The 16,678-nt window shown below is 72.4% G+C and carries 16 protein-coding genes and 1 pseudogene; 7 read left to right on the forward strand and 10 right to left on the reverse strand.

Going from position 1 to position 16,678, the window contains the following annotated elements; genetic code table 11:
- Positions 1-6: 6 nt before the first annotated feature.
- Positions 7-525 carry a hypothetical protein gene (locus ACFWVV_RS14495; protein ID WP_384346230.1) on the forward strand — a complete coding sequence of 173 codons (519 nt, stop codon included), beginning with the start codon at positions 7-9 and terminating at the stop codon, positions 523-525.
- 19 nt (positions 526-544) lie between these two features.
- Here ACFWVV_RS14495 and ACFWVV_RS14500 read toward each other — a convergent pair whose 3' ends face one another.
- Positions 545-1,312: a hypothetical protein gene (locus ACFWVV_RS14500; RefSeq protein ID WP_384346232.1), complete on the reverse strand. Its 768-nt coding sequence runs from the start codon at positions 1,310-1,312 to the stop codon at positions 545-547.
- Between the two features lie 219 nt (positions 1,313-1,531).
- On the opposite strand from ACFWVV_RS14500, the gene ACFWVV_RS14505 reads away from it, so the two are divergent.
- Genes ACFWVV_RS14505 through ACFWVV_RS14515 form a run of 3 tightly spaced genes read left to right on the forward strand, consistent with a single transcriptional unit; the run spans position 1,532 to position 4,558 of the window.
- Positions 1,532-2,803, forward strand: a complete 1,272-nt coding sequence (locus ACFWVV_RS14505) for a magnesium transporter MgtE N-terminal domain-containing protein (protein WP_384346235.1) — start codon at positions 1,532-1,534, stop codon at positions 2,801-2,803.
- Positions 2,793-3,380 (forward strand): DUF1003 domain-containing protein, encoded by a 588-nt coding sequence (locus tag ACFWVV_RS14510; protein WP_384346238.1) that lies wholly within the window; start codon positions 2,793-2,795, stop codon positions 3,378-3,380. Before ACFWVV_RS14505 ends, ACFWVV_RS14510 begins: the two co-directional genes overlap by 11 nt.
- Before the next feature lie 44 nt (positions 3,381-3,424).
- Positions 3,425-4,558 carry an Mrp/NBP35 family ATP-binding protein gene (locus ACFWVV_RS14515; RefSeq protein ID WP_384346240.1) on the forward strand — a complete coding sequence of 378 codons (1,134 nt, stop codon included), beginning with the start codon at positions 3,425-3,427 and terminating at the stop codon, positions 4,556-4,558.
- A 115-nt stretch (positions 4,559-4,673) separates the two neighbouring features.
- Here ACFWVV_RS14515 and ACFWVV_RS14520 read toward each other — a convergent pair whose 3' ends face one another.
- From ACFWVV_RS14520 to sigE, 5 genes are all read right to left on the reverse strand, one after another.
- The gene (locus ACFWVV_RS14520) at positions 4,674-5,348 is read right to left on the reverse strand and encodes a hypothetical protein (protein ID WP_384346243.1); all 675 of its coding nucleotides are present in this window, start codon (positions 5,346-5,348) and stop codon (positions 4,674-4,676) included.
- Positions 5,349-5,521: 173 nt separating this feature from the next.
- Positions 5,522-6,022 carry a sec-independent translocase gene (locus ACFWVV_RS14525; protein ID WP_384346245.1) on the reverse strand — a complete coding sequence of 167 codons (501 nt, stop codon included), beginning with the start codon at positions 6,020-6,022 and terminating at the stop codon, positions 5,522-5,524.
- A 279-nt stretch (positions 6,023-6,301) separates the two neighbouring features.
- Positions 6,302-8,479: a trypsin-like peptidase domain-containing protein gene (locus ACFWVV_RS14530; RefSeq protein WP_384346248.1), complete on the reverse strand. Its 2,178-nt coding sequence runs from the start codon at positions 8,477-8,479 to the stop codon at positions 6,302-6,304.
- Positions 8,480-8,558: 79 nt separating this feature from the next.
- A complete protein-coding gene (locus ACFWVV_RS14535) occupies positions 8,559-9,584 on the reverse strand; it encodes a zf-HC2 domain-containing protein (protein ID WP_384346251.1) in 1,026 nt (341 codons plus the stop codon).
- On the reverse strand, positions 9,581-10,363 hold the full coding sequence (gene sigE, locus ACFWVV_RS14540) for an RNA polymerase sigma factor SigE (RefSeq protein ID WP_384346254.1): 783 nt from the start codon (positions 10,361-10,363) through the stop codon (positions 9,581-9,583). The genes ACFWVV_RS14535 and sigE overlap by 4 nt, the downstream gene beginning before the upstream one ends.
- Positions 10,364-10,515: 152 nt before the next feature.
- On the opposite strand from sigE, the gene ACFWVV_RS14545 reads away from it, so the two are divergent.
- Positions 10,516-11,181, forward strand: a complete 666-nt coding sequence (locus ACFWVV_RS14545) for an O-methyltransferase (protein ID WP_384346257.1) — start codon at positions 10,516-10,518, stop codon at positions 11,179-11,181.
- A 186-nt stretch (positions 11,182-11,367) separates the two neighbouring features.
- On the opposite strand, the gene ACFWVV_RS14550 is transcribed toward ACFWVV_RS14545, so the two are convergent.
- On the reverse strand, positions 11,368-11,535 hold the full coding sequence (locus tag ACFWVV_RS14550) for a DUF3117 domain-containing protein (RefSeq protein ID WP_003966491.1): 168 nt from the start codon (positions 11,533-11,535) through the stop codon (positions 11,368-11,370).
- A 314-nt stretch (positions 11,536-11,849) separates the two neighbouring features.
- Between ACFWVV_RS14550 and ACFWVV_RS14555 the strand changes: the two genes are divergently transcribed.
- Positions 11,850-12,650, forward strand: coding sequence for an enoyl-CoA hydratase/isomerase family protein (locus tag ACFWVV_RS14555; protein WP_384346260.1), 801 nt, complete (start codon positions 11,850-11,852; stop codon positions 12,648-12,650).
- Positions 12,651-12,871: 221 nt separating this feature from the next.
- Here the strand turns inward: ACFWVV_RS14555 and ACFWVV_RS14560 are convergent, their stop codons facing one another.
- Complete coding sequence (locus ACFWVV_RS14560) at positions 12,872-13,471, reverse strand: DNA-3-methyladenine glycosylase I (protein ID WP_384346263.1); 600 nt, start codon at positions 13,469-13,471, stop codon at positions 12,872-12,874.
- A 467-nt stretch (positions 13,472-13,938) separates the two neighbouring features.
- Positions 13,939-14,268: pseudogene (locus ACFWVV_RS14565) on the reverse strand (hypothetical protein); the annotation flags it as partial.
- A 139-nt stretch (positions 14,269-14,407) separates the two neighbouring features.
- Here ACFWVV_RS14565 and folP point away from each other — a divergent pair.
- Positions 14,408-15,268, forward strand: a complete 861-nt coding sequence (gene folP, locus ACFWVV_RS14570) for a dihydropteroate synthase (RefSeq protein WP_384346266.1) — start codon at positions 14,408-14,410, stop codon at positions 15,266-15,268.
- Between the two features lie 609 nt (positions 15,269-15,877).
- Here the strand turns inward: folP and ACFWVV_RS14575 are convergent.
- Positions 15,878-16,654, reverse strand: coding sequence for a TIGR00730 family Rossman fold protein (locus tag ACFWVV_RS14575; protein WP_384346268.1), 777 nt, complete (start codon positions 16,652-16,654; stop codon positions 15,878-15,880).
- Positions 16,655-16,678: the final 24 nt, after the last annotated feature.

Genomic DNA, 16,678 nt, shown 5'->3' on the forward strand with positions numbered 1-16,678 from the left:
TGCCCCATGTCGCAGACCCCTCTCCTCGACCGGGCCCTCATCGAGGAGGCCACCAAGAAGTCCGGCCTCATCTGGGTCCGGGGCACCGGCCCCTCCCGCGCCCTCTGGCACGTCTGGCTGGACGGCGCCGTCCACCTCGTCGGTGACGGCCCGGGCGAGCAGCCGTTCCCCGGCCTCGCCGACGGTTACGCGGCCGAGGTGACCGTACGCAGCAAGGACAAGGGCGGCCGGCTGGTCGCCTGGACGGCGGTCGTGCGCGAGCTGACGGCGGGCACCGAGGAGTGGGACGCCGCCGTGGGCGAGCTCAAGGGCAAGCGGCTCAACGCCCCCGACGGCGAGCAGATGACCGACCGCTGGGCCCGCGAGTGCCGGGTGCTGCGGCTGACCCCGCAGGGCCCCCTGGGTGCGCTCCCGGAGGACTCCCTGGCCGCCGCGCCCCTGCCGACGACGGCGACCACCCGCCAACCCGCACCGGCCGCCCTGCCCAAGCTGCTGCTGAAGCGCAGGCGCCGGGCCGGCAAGTAACCGTTCCCGGGCCCGCGTCCTACTTGCTGGTCCTCGGCAGCTTGCCGCCGTAGTCGACCGTCATCTCCTTGGGCGGCGCGGAGAGGGGGAAGTCCTTGTCCCAGTCCGTCAGCTGGACCACACCGGCCCGGCCCGCCCTGGCGAGCCGCAGTGGGTACGGCTTCTTCTCCAGGGAGACGTCGAGCGCGCCGCCCTCGCCCTCGGCGCCGCCGACGACCTTGATGGTGCGCATGCCGCCGATCCTCTCCCGCTCGCCCTTGCCGAGCTCGCCGTTGAGGCCGAGCAGTCCGTCGAGCAGGATCTGCTTGTCGGTGAAGCCGCGGAACTGGTCGTACGCCGGGTCGCCCTCGGGGACCTTGACGTAGCGGTCCTCCAGTTTGTCGGCGGCCTCCTCGTCCTCCTTCTCGAAGGAGGCACCGGGTTTCGTGGCATCGTGGCGCCAGAAGTCGGCGCCCGCCTTCATGAACAGCTGGTCGCCCACGCGCAACAACTCGAAGGTGGAGTCCTTGGTGGTGACGGAGCCGGTGCCGCCGGTGTTCTTCAGACGCATGTTCAGCTTGTACGTGCCACCACGGCTGACGAACGTGCCGGTCAGCCGGACCGCGGCCGAGGCCTTCGCGGTGGCCCGCGCCTTGCTCTCGATCTCCGCGGCGGACAGCTTGCCGACCCCGTTCGTCCCCTCGTCCGGGTCCTCGCCACAGCCCGTGGCACCGGCCGCGAGACCTGCGCAGAGGGCACCGGCGAGAACGGCCCTGCGTGCCCTGGCAGCCGGGGGGAAAGCGGTCACGGTAGGCACTGCCTCTCCTGCGGGGGTCCGGGAGGTCCGGCTGGCAGAGGGCAGCGTACCCGGGTCGCCCGCGCCCCAGGGCAGTGAGCCGACCGGACGCCCGCCGGAGCGTCGTTGATCGTCACGGGCTAGCCTGAAGCCGGTATCCGGCCTATTTACAGACAATGAAGCGGTCGCGGAATTCAGCGGCGACGAAAGCCAGCGGAGGAGGCGGTCAGGATGGCGGCAGGCGCACCGCGCGTCTTTGTGTCGCACCTCGCGGGGGTCCCCGTGTTCGACCCCAACGGTGACCAGGTGGGGCGGGTGCGCGATCTCGTGGCGATGCTGCGGGTGGGGCGCAAACCCCCGCGGCTGCTCGGGCTCGTCGTCGAGGTGGTCAGTCGGCGGCGGATCTTCCTGCCGATGACCCGGGTGACGGGCGTGGAGTCCGGCCAGGTCATCACCACCGGCGTGGTCAACATGCGCCGCTTCGAGCAGCGCCCCACCGAGCGCCTGGTGCTGGGCGAGCTGCTGGACCGGCGGGTGCGGCTGGTGGAGGGCGACGAGGAGGTCACCGTGCTCGACGTGGCCATCGCGCAGCTCCCGGCCCGCCGCGACTGGGAGATCGACAAGGTCTTCGTACGGAAGGGCAAGGGCGGTGCGCTGCGGCGCAAGGGGGAGACCCTGACGGTGGAGTGGTCGGCCGTCACCGGTTTCTCGCTGGAGGAGCACGGGCAGGGCGCGGAGAACCTGATCGCCGCGTACGAGCAGCTGCGCCCGACGGACCTGGCGAACGCCCTGCACCACCTGACCCCCAAGCGCCGCGCCGAAGTGGCCTCCGCCCTGGACGACGACCGGCTGGCCGACGTACTGGAGGAGCTGCCGGAGGACGACTCGATCGAGATCCTCGGCAAGCTCAAGGAGGAGCGGGCGGCCGACGTCCTGGAGGCGATGGACCCCGACGACGCCGCCGACCTGCTGTCCGAGCTGCCGGAGGAGGACCAGGAGCGGCTGCTGGCGCTGATGCGGCCCGACGACGCGGCGGACGTGCGGCGGCTGCTGAGTTACGAGGAGCGGACGGCGGGCGGTCTGATGACGACCGAGCCGATCGTGCTGCGGCCCGACGCGACGGTGGCGGACGCGCTCGCCCGGGTGCGGCAGCAGGACCTGTCCCCCGCGCTCGCGGCGCAGGTGTACGTGTGCCGGCCGCCGGACGAGACGCCGACCGGAAAGTACCTGGGAACGGTGCACTTCCAGCGGCTGCTGCGGGAGCCGCCCGGGACCCTGGTGAGCTCGGTGGTGGAATCCGATCTTCCGCCGCTCTCCCCCGGCACCCCGCTGCCCGCCGTGACCAGCTATCTCGCCGCGTACAACATGGTCGCGGCGCCGGTCGTCGACGAGGGCGGGGCGCTGCTGGGCGCCGTGACCGTCGACGACGTCCTCGATCACCTGCTGCCGGACGACTGGCGGGAGACGGAATTCAATCCCGGGGGTGTTGTCGGTGGCCGCTGAGCGGGGTGGTGAAGGCAAGGAGCGTGCGCGGTCCGCGACCGGCGCGGGGGCGGTGCCGCGCGCCTCGCGCGTGCGTCTGGATCAGCCGAAGGCGCCGCGCAAGCGCCTGCTGCCGGAGTGGGATCCGGAGGCGTTCGGCCGGGTCTCGGAGCGGATCGCGCGTTTCCTGGGCACGGGGCGGTTCATCGTCTGGATGACGGCGGTGATCATCCTGTGGGTGCTGTGGAACATCTTCGCGCCCAAGGACCTGCGGTTCGACGAATTCCCTTTCATCTTCCTCACCTTGGCGCTGTCGTTGCAGGCCTCGTACGCCGCGCCGCTGATCCTGCTCGCACAGAACAGGCAGGACGACCGGGACCGGGTCACGCACGAGCAGGACCGCAAGCAGAACGAGCGGTTCATCGCCGACACCGAATACCTCACACGCGAGGTCGCGGCGCTGCGGATGGGCCTGGGCGAGGTCGCCACCCGTGACTGGATCCGCTCCGAACTCCAGGACCTGGTCAAGGAGTTGGAGGAGCGGGGGACCGTATTCCCGGCCCCGCCGCCGAACAGGAGTGACGAAGGCGACCGCTGACCGCCCTTTCCGGCAGCCTCCCGTACCGCCGTAGTATCGGAACCATGGCTATGGAAGACGCGGTGCGTGAAGCACTGGCGACGGTGAACGACCCCGAGATCCACCGACCGATCACAGAGCTCGGCATGGTCAAATCCGTCGAGATCGGGGCGGACGGCGCGGTCGCGGTCGCGGTCTATCTGACCGTCTCCGGCTGCCCGATGCGCGAGACGATCACCAGCAACGTGCGCGAGGCCGTGGAGCGCGTCGAAGGCGTCACCAGCGTCTCGGTCGAGCTGGACGTGATGAGCGACGAGCAGCGCAAGGAGCTCGCGGGCGCGCTGCGCGGCGGCACCGCCGAGCGCGAGGTGCCCTTCGCCCAGCCGGGTTCGCTGACCCGGGTGTACGCGGTGGCCTCCGGCAAGGGCGGTGTCGGCAAGTCCTCGGTGACGGTCAACCTGGCCGCGGCGATGGCGGCCGACGGCCTGAAGGTGGGCGTCGTCGACGCGGACATCTACGGTCACAGCGTGCCGCGCATGCTGGGCGTGGAGGGCAAGCCCACCCAGGTCGAGAACATGATCATGCCGCCGTCGGCGAACGGTGTGAAGGTCATCTCCATCGGCATGTTCACCCCGGGCAACGCGCCCGTGGTGTGGCGCGGCCCGATGCTGCACCGCGCCCTCCAGCAGTTCCTGGCGGACGTGTACTGGGGCGACCTGGACGTGCTGCTGCTCGACCTGCCGCCGGGCACCGGCGACATCGCGATCTCGGTGGCCCAGCTGGTGCCGAACGCGGAGATCCTGGTCGTCACCACCCCGCAGCAGGCCGCGGCCGAGGTCGCCGAGCGGGCCGGTTCCATCGCGGTCCAGACCCATCAGAAGATCGTCGGCGTCGTCGAGAACATGTCCGGCATGCCGTGCCCGCACTGCGACGAGGTCGTCGACGTGTTCGGCACGGGCGGTGGCGAGCGGGTCGCCGAAGGCCTGACGAAGACGACGGGCGCGACCGTGCCCGTGCTGGGTTCCATCCCCATCGACGTGCGACTGCGCGAGGGCGGCGACGACGGCCGTCCGGTCGTGCTGACCGACCCCCAGTCCCCCGCCGGGTCCGCGCTGCGGGCCATCGCGGGCAAGCTGGGCGGACGGGCCCGCGGGCTCTCCGGGATGTCGCTGGGCATCACCCCGCGCAACAAGTTCTGAGCACTTCGCGCGGGTGGGTCCTGGGTGAGGACCACCGCGCATGAGTAAGGGGCGCCCTCCGTGGAGGGCGCCCCTTACACTCATGCGGCCGGCCGGGCCGCCGTCACGCGGTCGGTCAGACGTACGTGGTGAGGTCCTTGACCATCGAGAAGCCCAGCCCGTAGGCGCTCATGCCGCGGCCGTACGCACCGAGGTGGACGCCGGAACCGGTGGATCCGGCGAGCACCCAGCCGTACTCCGACTCGCGGTAGTGGAAGGGCGTCGGCACCCCGTCGACCGGCAGCGACAGCGCCGACCAGTCGGGGCCTTCGAGGTCGTCGGCCAGCTCGAAGCACACCTCGGTCTGCTGGTCCAGCCAGTCGTCCCGCAGCGAGTGGTCGAGTTGTGCGGGCCAGGTCTGCGACAGCAGTCCGGAGCCCGCGAGCCAGGCGGCGGAGGACACCGAGGTGGCCTCCAGCGTCCCGGTGCCGTCGCCACTGCGGCGTACCGGATGGGCGGCGACCGTGACCACGACCGCGAACCGCTCCTTGTCGACACCGTCGTCGGCGGCGGTCCGTATCGACGGCTCGTCGCCGTGCCCGAGCGCACCGTGCTGCACGGTGCCGTCCGCGCCGTCGGTGACCTGCATCAGCCGGCGCGGTCCGGTGAACGCCTCATCGAGGCCGTACCAGGGGAACGGTGCGCGCAGATAGCCGTCGACCGTACGCCGGGCTGCCGGCACCCCTTCCGCGGTGGACCCACCGGGCGCACCGGAATCCTCTTGCGCCCCTGCCCGACTCGTGGTCTCCATCTGCCCGGCCGCCTCCTCTGATCGTCGAGGTCCGGAGCGGCCCGCCCCCCTCGGGCGTCCTGCATGCCGGACAGATGGAGGATAGCCACCCCGGTCCTGGACGGCCGCCACGGCCGCAGCACGACATAGGTGTTTCCCGGCCGGACCGGTGCGAACCGGTCATGCCCGCAGGGTCAGGTGGCGTCCGGGTCGAAGGCCGGGCGATCGTCCTTGCGCAGATTGGCGGCCGGGGCCTGGGGCTTCTTCAGCAGGTCGGGGCCCGCGGAGGTGTCGGCCTTGGTCAGGTCGGCGCGGGCGCCGGTGGTGCCGGGCGTGTCCGAGGGGGTGCGGGAGGCCGGCTGGGAACGGCCGTTCACCACGTCCGTGACCTCGGAGAGCTCGCCGCGCAGGTCGAAGCTCTCGCGGATCTCCTTGAGACCGAGGTCGTCACCGCCGTGCTCCGCCAGCTGCTTGCGGACGAAGTTCTTCGGGTTGAGGTCCTCGAACTCGAAGTCCTTGAAGTCCGGGCCGAGCTCACTGCGGATGTCGTTCTTCGCGCTGTCCGAGAACTCCCGGATCTTGCGGAGGGTCCGGGTGGCGTCCTGGATCATCTTCGGCAGCTTGTCCGGGCCGAAGATGAGCACGGCGAGGACCGCGAGCGTCAAAAGCTCCAGTCCGCCTATGTCTGTGAACACCTTGCAGCTCCTTGGATTCTCCGGGCTCACTCCACGGTACCCGCCCCAGCTGTCCGGACGGTACCTTCAGGTGACACTCGCCGGGCGCCCGTGAGGCCGTTGGGAGTACGGCGGATGTCCTGGACCGGACCGCCCGGGGGTCATTGCCGGGCGCGGCTGCTGGAGGCGTCCCCGCCCCGGCCCCCCGCGAGGTCGCTGCCGTCCGTCCCTGGTGGGGGCCCCGCCGCGGCACGGAACGGGCTCCCCCACGGCGTGCGGCGGGCTGCGGTACCGGTCCCGTCAGGAGTCTCCGGCCGAGCCGAGTTCGAGGGACACCTCACGTTCCTGGCCGCCGCGCAGCAGGGTCAGCCGCAGCAGCTCTCCAGGCTTGCGCGAGCGGATCTTGACGATCAGCTCCTCGCCGCTGTGCACCCGCTGGCCGTCGACCCGGGTGATGACGTCGCCCGGCTTGATGCCGGCCTTCGCGCCGGGGCCGCCGGGGGTGACCGACGGAGAGTTGTCCGCCCCCTTGGCGCCGACCTGCGCGCCGTCGCCCGCGTACTTCATGTCGAGCGAGACCCCGATCACCGGGTGGGTGGCCTTCCCGGTGTTGATGATCTCCTCGGCGACCCGCTTGGCCTGGTTGACCGGGATCGCGAAGCCGAGGCCGATGCTGCCGCCCTGGCCGCCTTCGAGCCCCGACCCGCCGTCGGGCCCGCGGATGGCACTGTTCACACCGATCACCCGCGCCTGGCCGTCGACCAGCGGCCCGCCGGAGTTGCCGGGGTTGATCGGGGCGTCGGTCTGCAGGGCGTCGACATAGCTGACGTCGCTGCCGTCGCCCTTCTCGCCGCCCGCGGTGATCGGCCGCTGCTTGGCGCTGATGATGCCCGCGGTCACCGTGTTCTGCAGGTCGAACGGCGCGCCGATCGCCACCACGGGGTCGCCGACCCGGACGTTGTCGGAGTTGCCGAGCGGCAGTGGCTTGAGGCCGGAGACGCCGACGACCTTGACGACGGCGAGGTCGTAGCCGCTGTCCTTGCCGACGAGCCTGGCCTTGGCGCTCTCGCCGCTGCTGAAGGTGAGGGAGATGACGCCCGAGGTACCGGCCGGCTCCACGACGTGGTGGTTGGTGAGGATGTGGCCCTGGTTGTCCAGGACGAAGCCGGTGCCGGTGCCTTTGCCGCCGGTGCCGCTGACGTGGAAGGTGACGACGCTGGGCAGGGCGCTGGCGGCGATGCCCGCGACGGTCTCCGGGGCGCGGTCGCGCGGGGCCTTGTCCGCCTGAGGGAGCTCGACGGGGCTGGTGAGCCCGTTGTTCCGCTCGATGTACGCGCCCACCCCGCCGCCGACTCCTCCGGCGAGCAGGGCGATCAGGAGCGCCCCGACGAGCAGTCCGCCGCGTCTCCGCTTCTTGAGGGGCTCCCCCGCGTAGGTCAGCGGCTGCTGCGGTGCGGCACCCCACGGGTCGTAACTCAGCCACTGCGAAGGCGGATACGGCGACGCGGCATGAGCCTGCTGCGGCGCGCTGTGGGTGAGGGGCGGCTGGGGGTGCGGGGGTGACGGGTGCGGGGCTGACAGGTGTGGGTGCGGTTGATGCGGTGCCTCGTGGGGGGACTGCTGGTGCGGGGGTGGCTGGTGCAGAGGGGTCTGGGGCGCGGACTGCTGGTACGGGTGCGACGGGTGCGACTGCGGGTGCGGGTTCGGTGCGACGTACTGCAGGGGTGTGTCGGTGCCCTGGCCCGGGGTGGGCGGCTGCGGTGGTATCCGGGTGCCGTGGGCAGGGGTCGGCCGCTGCACCGGCGGTGCGGGGGCCCAGGGGCCTGGGCCTCCGTAGGGCGGCGTCCCGTACGGGTCGGGGTCGTGCAGGGGCTTGGGCCGCGGCTCCGCGGGCGTGCCGGCGGCGTGCGCGGCGCCGATGCCGTCGGTGCGGTCGGTGCTGCCCGGCCCGCCGGTGCCGCTCGGCTCGCCGGTGCCCGCGGTCCTGCGAATGCTGTCCCGCTCGCCGGTGCCGGGGCCGCCCCCCGCTGGGGCGGGGCTGCCGTCGGCCAGGGCAGGGCTGTCACCGGCCAGGGCAAGGCTGTCCGGTGCGTCGGCACTGGCGCCGCCGTGTCGGTCCCCAGGCTCGGGATCGGGGTTCGGCCCCGCGTGAGAGACCGAGCCGCCGTCCTCGCCCGCCGCGCGGGCGGCCGGCGTCCCGGGCCGGGGAGTGGAGTCCCGTGCCGCGTCGCTCGGTTCGTCGTACGGCCGGTCCGCCGGGACGGCCACAGCCGGCGGGCCCTCCCCGGCCGTCGGCGTCACGTCGGCCGTCGGCGTCACGTCGGCCGTCGGCGTCACGTCGGCCGTCGGCGTCACGTCGGCCGGGGCAGGGGTCTTCCCCGTCGCGGGACGGCTCCACCACTTCGCCCGTGGTCCGGCGGGCTTGCCCTCGTCCATGTTCTCCCCGCAACTGCCCTCGGTCCGTGCGGAAATCCGCACGGAACCAGTCTCCGCGCCCGTGGCGGGCACCCCTTCCCTGGATTCAACCAGGTTTGCGATTGCGCGCGCAGAGGGCCTGTCAGCGGCCGGGGGAAATAGCGAGTCCGGGCGTCGCGGGAACGGCCAGGTGGCTGGGCGCCGGCGGTGCCGTGACGGGCGGCTGGGCCGGCGCCGGGGGTATCAGCGAAGGGACGGCGGAACCGCCCCCCAGGTACGCCTGGAACTGCCGCACCCCGCTGTTCGGCCGCCATGGACCGTGCCCGCCGCCCGGTGGTGCCTGGTGCTGCGGCAGCGCGATCGGGAAGACCCGCAGCCCGCTGCCGTACGGGGCGGGCGGAGCCGTGGGTGCGCCCGTGTTGGTGGTCCTGTCGGTCCCCGTGGTCGTGGCAAGCAGGGTCATGTCCCCGCCCGCGCCGACGGGACTTCCGGTACTGGTGACGCCACTGCTCACGCTGGCCGCGCCTCCCTGACGGCGGCTGTCGCCGCCGCTCGCCGGGGTCGCGGTCCTGGCCGGGGAGATCCCGCCGGTGCGCTCGCCCCTGGCGGTGGGGCCGCTCGTGCTGTCCAGCGGGAGGGCGCCGCCGAGCGCGATCGCCGCCATCGAGACGGCGCTCGCCGCGGCGAAGGCGAACCTGCGCTGCCTGCGCGCACCCGAGCGCTCGTCCTCCGGGCGGCGGACCTCGTGAATACGGAAGCCCCGGTTACCGGAACCGGCGGGAAACCTCTCCCGGTGGGCGCTCGGCGCCTCGTACTCGATCCGGCCGCCGAATCCCAGTTCGTCGTCGGTCGCGAAGGCTCCGAGGGCGCCGCCCCCGGATCTTCCCCGCCCGAACGGACCTCCGCGGTCCCCGTCGCCCTCGTCCCCCGCTCCGCCGGGCAGCCCCTGAAGGCGCGCCAGGAAGCCCTCGGAGGGGCCGGGGGGTGCGGTGTGCGCGAAGACGTCCTTCAGCCTGCGCTGGGCGTCGGCCTCGGCCTTGCACTTGGCGCAGGTCGCCAGATGGGCCAGGACCCGCTCCCGCGAGTCGTGGTTCAACTCGCCGTCCACCAGCGCGGCGAGACGGTCCCCGAGGTGCTGTTCCGCCGGGGTGGGTCGTGATCCGCTCACCCTAGTCCGCCCTCTCCGACCGCCGCCGGGAAGACGTCTCCCGTGCCGGTGCCGACGGAGGCCATCGCGCGCTGCTCGGCGCGGGCCTCGGGAGAACGGTGCTTGAGCGCCTTGCGCAGGTGCGAGCGGCCGCGGTGGATGCGGCTGCGCACGGTCCCGAGCTTGACGCCGAGCGTGGCGGCGATCTCCTCGTACGAGAGACCCTCGATGTCACAGAGCACGACGGCGGCACGGAACTCGGGCGCCAGGGTGTCCAGCGCCTGCTGCACGTCCGCGTCGAAGTGGGTGTCCTGGAAGGCCTGCTGGGGCGACGGGTCACGGCTGGGCAGCCGCTCGGCCGCGTCGTCGCCGAGCGAGTCGAAACGGATGCGCTGCTTGCGGCGCACCATGTCCAGGAAGAGATTGGTCGTGATCCGGTGCAGCCAGCCCTCGAAGGTGCCGGGCGTGTACGTCGACAGCGAACGGAAGACCCGGACGAAGACTTCCTGGGTCAGATCCTCGGCGTCGTGCTGATTGCCGGTGAGGCGGTACGCCAGGCGGTAGACACGGGTGCTGTGCGTGCTGACGATCTCCTCCCAGGTGGGAGGGGTCCACGCCTCTTCGGCGTCCGAGAACTCTGCGAAGGTCGCCGTGGTGGAGGCGGAACGGTCAGCGGTGTCGGTCACGGATTTCGGCTCGCCCGCAGACCTGAGAAAGCGCCGGAGCACTCCTCCCCGATCACCGGCCGCAGCCGCACCTCCCCTGTCGGCTCTGGTGGTGTCCAGTGGAGCCCCTACCATAACCACCTCGCCCGTTAGCTCCGGATAAGAGTCTTTGCGTGAATTTTGGGTCCGTTGCCGGTCCCGGTACCCGTCATCCATCGGTCCCCCCTGTCCCGTCATAACGACCGGTCCCATCTGCGAGTTCCCGACTCCAGCGGATACAGTCACCGTTGCGCCAACTACGGGGACAGGAGAGGGTCATTACCGCCAACCGGCAGACGAGCTGGGCGTTCGCCGACGCCTACGTCGCCGAGGACGACACTCTGCACTGGGCCCGGGAACGGGCCCGGGACGCGGGCGTGCCCTCGGTGTCCCCGGGCACCGGTGCCGCGCTGCGGCTGCTGGCCGGGACGGCGGACGCCAAGGCCGTCGCCGAAATCGGTACGGGCACGGGCGTGTCCGGCATCTACTTGCTGCACGGCATGCGGCCCGACGGCGTACTGACCACCGTGGACATGGAGCCGGAGCGGCAGACCTTCGCCAAGCAGGCGTTCCGTTCGGCCGGCTTCGCCGGGAACCGGGCCCGCTTCATCCCCGGCCGCGCCCTGGACGTACTGCCCCGCCTCGCGGACGGCGGATACGACCTGGTCTTCTGCGACGGCGACCGGCTGGAGTCGCTGGACTACCTCGCTGAATCGTTGCGGCTGCTGCGGCCCGGCGGTCTGGTCTGCTTCGAGGGCGTCTTCGCGGACGGCCGCACCGTCGATTCCGCCGCCCAGCCGCCCGAGGTGCTGCGGCTGCGCGAGCTGCTGCGCACCGTGCGGGAGTCCACCGAGCTGGTCTCCTCGCTGCTGCCGGTGGGCGACGGGCTGTTGTGCGCGGTGCGGCGCGGCTGAGGGGTCGTACGGTACGGAACGGATCTGCGGACCCGCGGACCCTGCGGACCGGCCCGCGGATTCCGCGAGCGGCGTGCGGCGTGCGGCGTGCGGCATTCGGAACAAAGGAAGAAACACCACTGCCCCGGTCACGCTCGCGCGTGGCCGGGGCAGTGGAGAGATAAGAGCGCTATCCGCCTTCAGGCGTTAACCGACGACCTTCTTCAGGGCGTCGCCGAGTGCATCGGCCTCGTCCGGAGTCAGCTCGACGACAAGTCGACCGCCGCCTTCGAGCGGAACGCGCATGACGATACCCCGCCCCTCCTTGGTCACCTCGAGCGGGCCGTCGCCCGTCCGCGGCTTCATGGCCGCCATGCTCGTTCCCCTTCCTGAAACCAGCTCACGCAGCCGACAACCCAGGTGTCACCGGCATCGAACACATTGCTTCCCGGCCATTATCCCGCATCGTTGGACCCAATGACCAACATCGGCGGGCATCGCTTCGGCAACGCGCAGCCACAAAACCACCCAATTCGGCGATCAGCCTGGGATACTTCGCCGCTTCGCACCCGTCGCGGGGGTCGGATTGTTTGACGCAGGTCACATGGGCAGCGTCCAGGATCTCCGCCATGCTGGCCTGTGCATGCCCTCCGGCATGCCGATTCCGGATGTGCTGAGGGGAAACCACGATGGCCGACACCGTGCTCTACGAGGTGACCGACGGGCTCGCGACGATCACGATCAATCGTCCCGACGCCATGAACGCGATGAACACCGAGGCCAAGGTCGCCTTCCGGGAGGCAGTGCAGGCCGCGGCCGTGGACACGGCCGTCCGGGCGGTGTTGCTCACGGCGACCGGCCGGGCCTTCTGCGTGGGCCAGGACCTCAAGGAGCACATCGAGTCGCTCGCCGCCGACCGGGCGGCCGGCACCGGACAGACGATGAGCACGGTGCGCGAGCACTACAACCCGGCGGTACGGGCGCTGACCGAGATGCCCAAGCCGGTGGTCGCCGGGATCAACGGTGTCGCAGCCGGTGCGGGTTTCGGGTTCGCGCTCGCCGCCGACTACCGGATTGTCGCCGACACCGCCTCTTTCAACACTTCTTTCGCCGGGGTCGCACTGACCGCGGACTCGGGCGTGTCCTGGACGCTGCCGCGGCTTGTCGGCCACGGCAGGGCGACCGATCTGCTGTTCTTCCCGCGCAAGATTTCCGCGCAGGAGGCGTTCGAGCTGGGCATCGCCAACCGCGTCGTCCCGGCCGCCGCCCTGGCCGCGGAGGCGACGGCGGTCGCCCGCGCCCTGGCGGAGGGCCCGACGGTGGCCTACTCGGCGCTGAAGGCGTCGCTGGCGTACGGGGCCTCTCACGACCTGGACGAGACCCTGGAGAAGGAGGACGAGCTCCAGGCCCTGGCGGGCGCGTCGGAGGACCACGCGATCGCGGTGCAGGCGTTCATCGAGAAGGTGCAGCCGAGGTATCTGGGGCGCTGAGGGGTGTTTCGGAGGAGGGCGGTCCGGGGGCGGGCGGACCGGTCTCTGCGGCGCAGGCGGGGCCGGCTGATCGGCTTGGCGTGTCCCGCCCAGCATGCCCCGCCTGGCATGTCCCCCGGCGTGCCCCCCTGCCGGGCCGGGTTGCCGGCCACCTGTCGGGTGCGGTGCAGCCCTGCCCTGCCCTGCCCTGCCTTGCCGTGCCTCGGCTCGGGCCGGCTGCCCTAGGCCTTAATGCCGCCCCGGGCCACGCAGTCGGCGAGATGGTCGTCGACCAGGCCGCAGGCCTGCATCAGGGCGTACGCCGTGGTCGGGCCGACGAAGCGGATGCCGCGCTTCTTGAGGTCCTTGGCGAGGGCGGTCGACTCCGGGGTCACTGCGGGCACGTCCGCGAGGGTGCGCGGCACCGGGCGGCCCTCGCCCTCGGGGGCGTACGACCAGATCAGCCGGTCCAGTTCGCCCTCCGGCCAGCCCGCGACGACCCTGGCGTTGGCGAGGGTCGCCGCGATCTTGGCGCGGTTGCGGATGATGCCCGGGTCGGCGAGGAGGCGGGCCGCGTCGGCGTCGGTGAACTCCGCCACCCGGGCGATCCGGAATCCCGCGAAGGCGGTACGGAATCCCTCGCGGCGGCGCAGGATCGTCAGCCAGGAGAGGCCGGACTGAAAGGCCTCCAGACACAGGCGTTCGTAGAGCGCGTCGTCACCGTGGACCGGACGCCCCCACTCCGTGTCGTGGTACGCCGTGTAGTCCTCGGTGGCCAGTCCCCAGGGGCACCGCGGAGCACCGTCGGGACCGGGGACTGCGGAACCGTCGGGCGAGGTCACGACGTGGGCTCTTCACGCGACGAGGCACCCTTGGCCCGCTGACCGGCCCCCGCCGCACCGGACGGGGTGCCCGGGACTGACGGGGAGACGTCCCGCGCGGCCGCGTCCGCGTCCGGGCCGGGGGCACGGCCGGGACTCGGGTCAGTGGCTCGGGTGGGGCTCGGCCCGGTGTCCTGGGCGGAGCTTGGGTCGGTGTCCTGGGCGGAGCTTGGGTCGGCGTCCTGGGTGGGGCCGATGGTACGGGTGGGGGCCTCGTCCGGGCCGTCACCCGGGGCCTGGCCGGCGCTCGGGGCCTGGCCGGCGCTCGGGGCCTGGTCCGTGGCCGGAGTGGTGCTCAGTTCCGGGGCCGGGGGCGGGGTGGGATCGATGGCCCGGGTGGGGGCCGGAGCGGCGGATGCCGAATCCGTGGTGGCGGCCGGGTCCTGGGCGGGGCTCGGGGCTTGATCCTGGGGCAGGGGCAGGGGCAGGGGCAGGGCGAGGGCCTCGGTGCCCGTCGCGGTGACCCGGGTGGCGGCGAGCGCGGCCTCCAGTTCGGCGATGCGCGCGTCCCGCTCGGCAAGTTCGGCGCCGACACGGCTCAGGACGTCGTCCACGTCCGCCATCCGGTATCCCCGCGCCGCCAGCGGCAGGCGCAGTGCCTCGATGTCGGCGCGGCCGACCGGGCGGGTCAGCGGCAGCGGGTCGGTGAGGTGGTCGGGCGCCGCCTCCGGGAGGGAACCCTCGTCACCGCCGCCGACGACGGCGAGCGTCACGGCGGCGACGACCACCACCATCGCCAAGAGCAAGAACCAGAACACGAACGTCTCCCCGGGGCACACCGAACACGGACGGAAGCGGAAACCTTCCGGCCCCGATCGTGCCATGCGGGTGTGACAGTTAAGGTCGCAGACGCCCTGTCGGAGGTCCGGCAGGCCTGTCACGAGGAGGAATGGTCGGATGCTGCGGCTGGGACGGCGTGTTTTCGAGGCGCGCGAGCCGGTGATCATGGCGATCGTGAACCGCACCCCGGACTCCTTCTACGACCAGGGGGCCACCTTCCGCGACGAGCCCGCGCTGGCCCGGGTGGAGCAGGCGGTGGCGGACGGGGCCGCGATCATCGACATCGGCGGGGTCAAGGCGGGCCCCGGCGAAGAGGTGAGCGCCGAGGAGGAGGCGCGGCGCACGGTCGGTTTCGTCGCCGAGGTACGACGGCGGTACCCGGACGTGGTGATCAGCGTCGACACCTGGCGGCACGAGGTCGGCGAGGCGGTCTGCGGGGCGGGCGCGGACCTGCTCAACGACGCCTGGGGCGGGGTGGACCCGAAGCTGGCCGAGGTCGCGGCACGGTACGACGTGGGCCTGGTGTGCACGCACGCGGGCGGGGCGGAACCGCGGACCCGGCCGCACCGGGTGACGTACGAGGACGTGATGGCGGACATCCTGGACGTGACGGTGGGACTGGCCGAACGGGCGGTCTCGCTGGGGGTGCGGCGGGACGCGATCATGATCGATCCCGGGCACGACTTCGGGAAGAACACCCGGCACAGCCTGGAGGCGACCCGGCGGCTCGGTGAGATGACGGAGACGGGGTGGCCGGTGCTGGTGTCCCTCTCCAACAAGGACTTTGTCGGCGAGACGCTGGACCGCCCGGTCAAGGAACGGGTCATCGGCACCCTGGCGACCACGGCGGTGTCGGCCTGGCTGGGGGCGCAGGTGTACCGGGTGCACGAGGTGGCGGAGACGCGGCAGGTGCTGGAGATGGTGGGGGCGATTGCGGGGTGGCGGGGGCCGGGGGTGAGCCGCAGGGGGCTGGCGTAGCGCCCCGCTGCCCTCTCCTCCTCGGGTGGCGGGCCCGCCCTGTTCCCCGCCGTCGCCCCGGGCGGTGCGGCCGCCCAACCCCTCTCCGCCAGCCCCCTTGGGCAGCGGGGCCGCCCCAAGCCCTGCCCCTCCCCCCCAGCCCCTTGGGCGGGGGGGGCCGCCTGTATCCCTCTCCCCCAGCCCCCTTGGGCGGCGGGGCCGCCCCCGGGGGCGGAACGGGCGGGCAAGGGGGCGGCCCCCGGCGGAGCCGCACCCTCGGGCCCCGCCCCGCCCCGGCCCCCGCCGCAGGGTCCCGCTCCGTCCCCGGGGTGGTCCGCTGCGCGGGGCCTCACCCCACCCCGCCCCTTCCCGACTGTGACACTTTGCGGCTCCGCCGCGCGGGGGGCTCCGCCCCAGACCCCGGGGTGGCAGCCCGGCCAGGGGTGGGTGGGGGTGTGCGGGTGGAGTGTGGCTGGCCGCGCAGTTCCCCGCGCCCCTATCGGGGCACGGAGTGGCAGACCGCGCCCACGCGGCAGAGCCGCACAGTGACACAGCCCCGCGCCCCTGAAGGGGCACCGCGTGGCAGGCCGCGCGCACGCGGCAGAGTCGCACCGAGGCAGGCTCCTGTCTCTATTTGCCGGTTTCCTTCGTCACCAGGGCCACCGCCTCGTCCACGTCGTCCGTGACGTGGAAGAGGAGGAGGTCCTTCTCGGAGGCCTTGCCCTGGGCGATGACCGTGTCGCGGAGCCAGTCCACCAGGCCTCCCCAGTACTCCGTACCGAAGAGGACGATCGGGAACCGGGTGACCTTGCGGGTCTGGACCAGCGTCAGGGCCTCGAAGAGTTCGTCGAGGGTGCCGAGGCCGCCGGGCAGGACCACGAAGCCCTGGGCATACTTCACGAACATCGTCTTGCGGACGAAGAAGTAGCGGAAGTTGACGCCGATGTCGACGTGGGGGTTCAGGCCCTGTTCGAACGGGAGCTCGATCCCCAGGCCGACCGAGACGCCGTTCGCCTCCCTCGCACCCTTGTTCGCGGCCTCCATCGCGCCCGGGCCGCCGCCCGTGATCACCGCGAAGCCCGCCTCGACGAGCGCGCGTCCGATCCGTACGCCCGCGTCGTACTCGACGGTGCCCGCCGGGGTGCGTGCCGAACCGAACACGCTGATCGCGCTGGGGAGTTCGGCCAGTGCGCCGAAGCCCTCCACGAACTCCGACTGGATGCGCATGACCCGCCACGGGTCGGTGTGCACCCACTCGGTGTCACCGCCCTCGGTGTCCAGCAGGCGCTGGTCGGTGGTGCCGGGCTGGATCTGCTCCCGGCGGCGCACGACCGGTCCGAGCCGCTGCTCCTCGCGTCCCCGCCCGTTCGCCCGTTCCGGCGCCAGGCCCTCTTCAGGATGCGTCATGCCGTACTCCCTCCGCTGCCGTGC

This window comes from Streptomyces sp. NPDC058663, assembly GCF_042716745.1.
Lineage (GTDB): Bacteria > Actinomycetota > Actinomycetes > Streptomycetales > Streptomycetaceae > Streptomyces.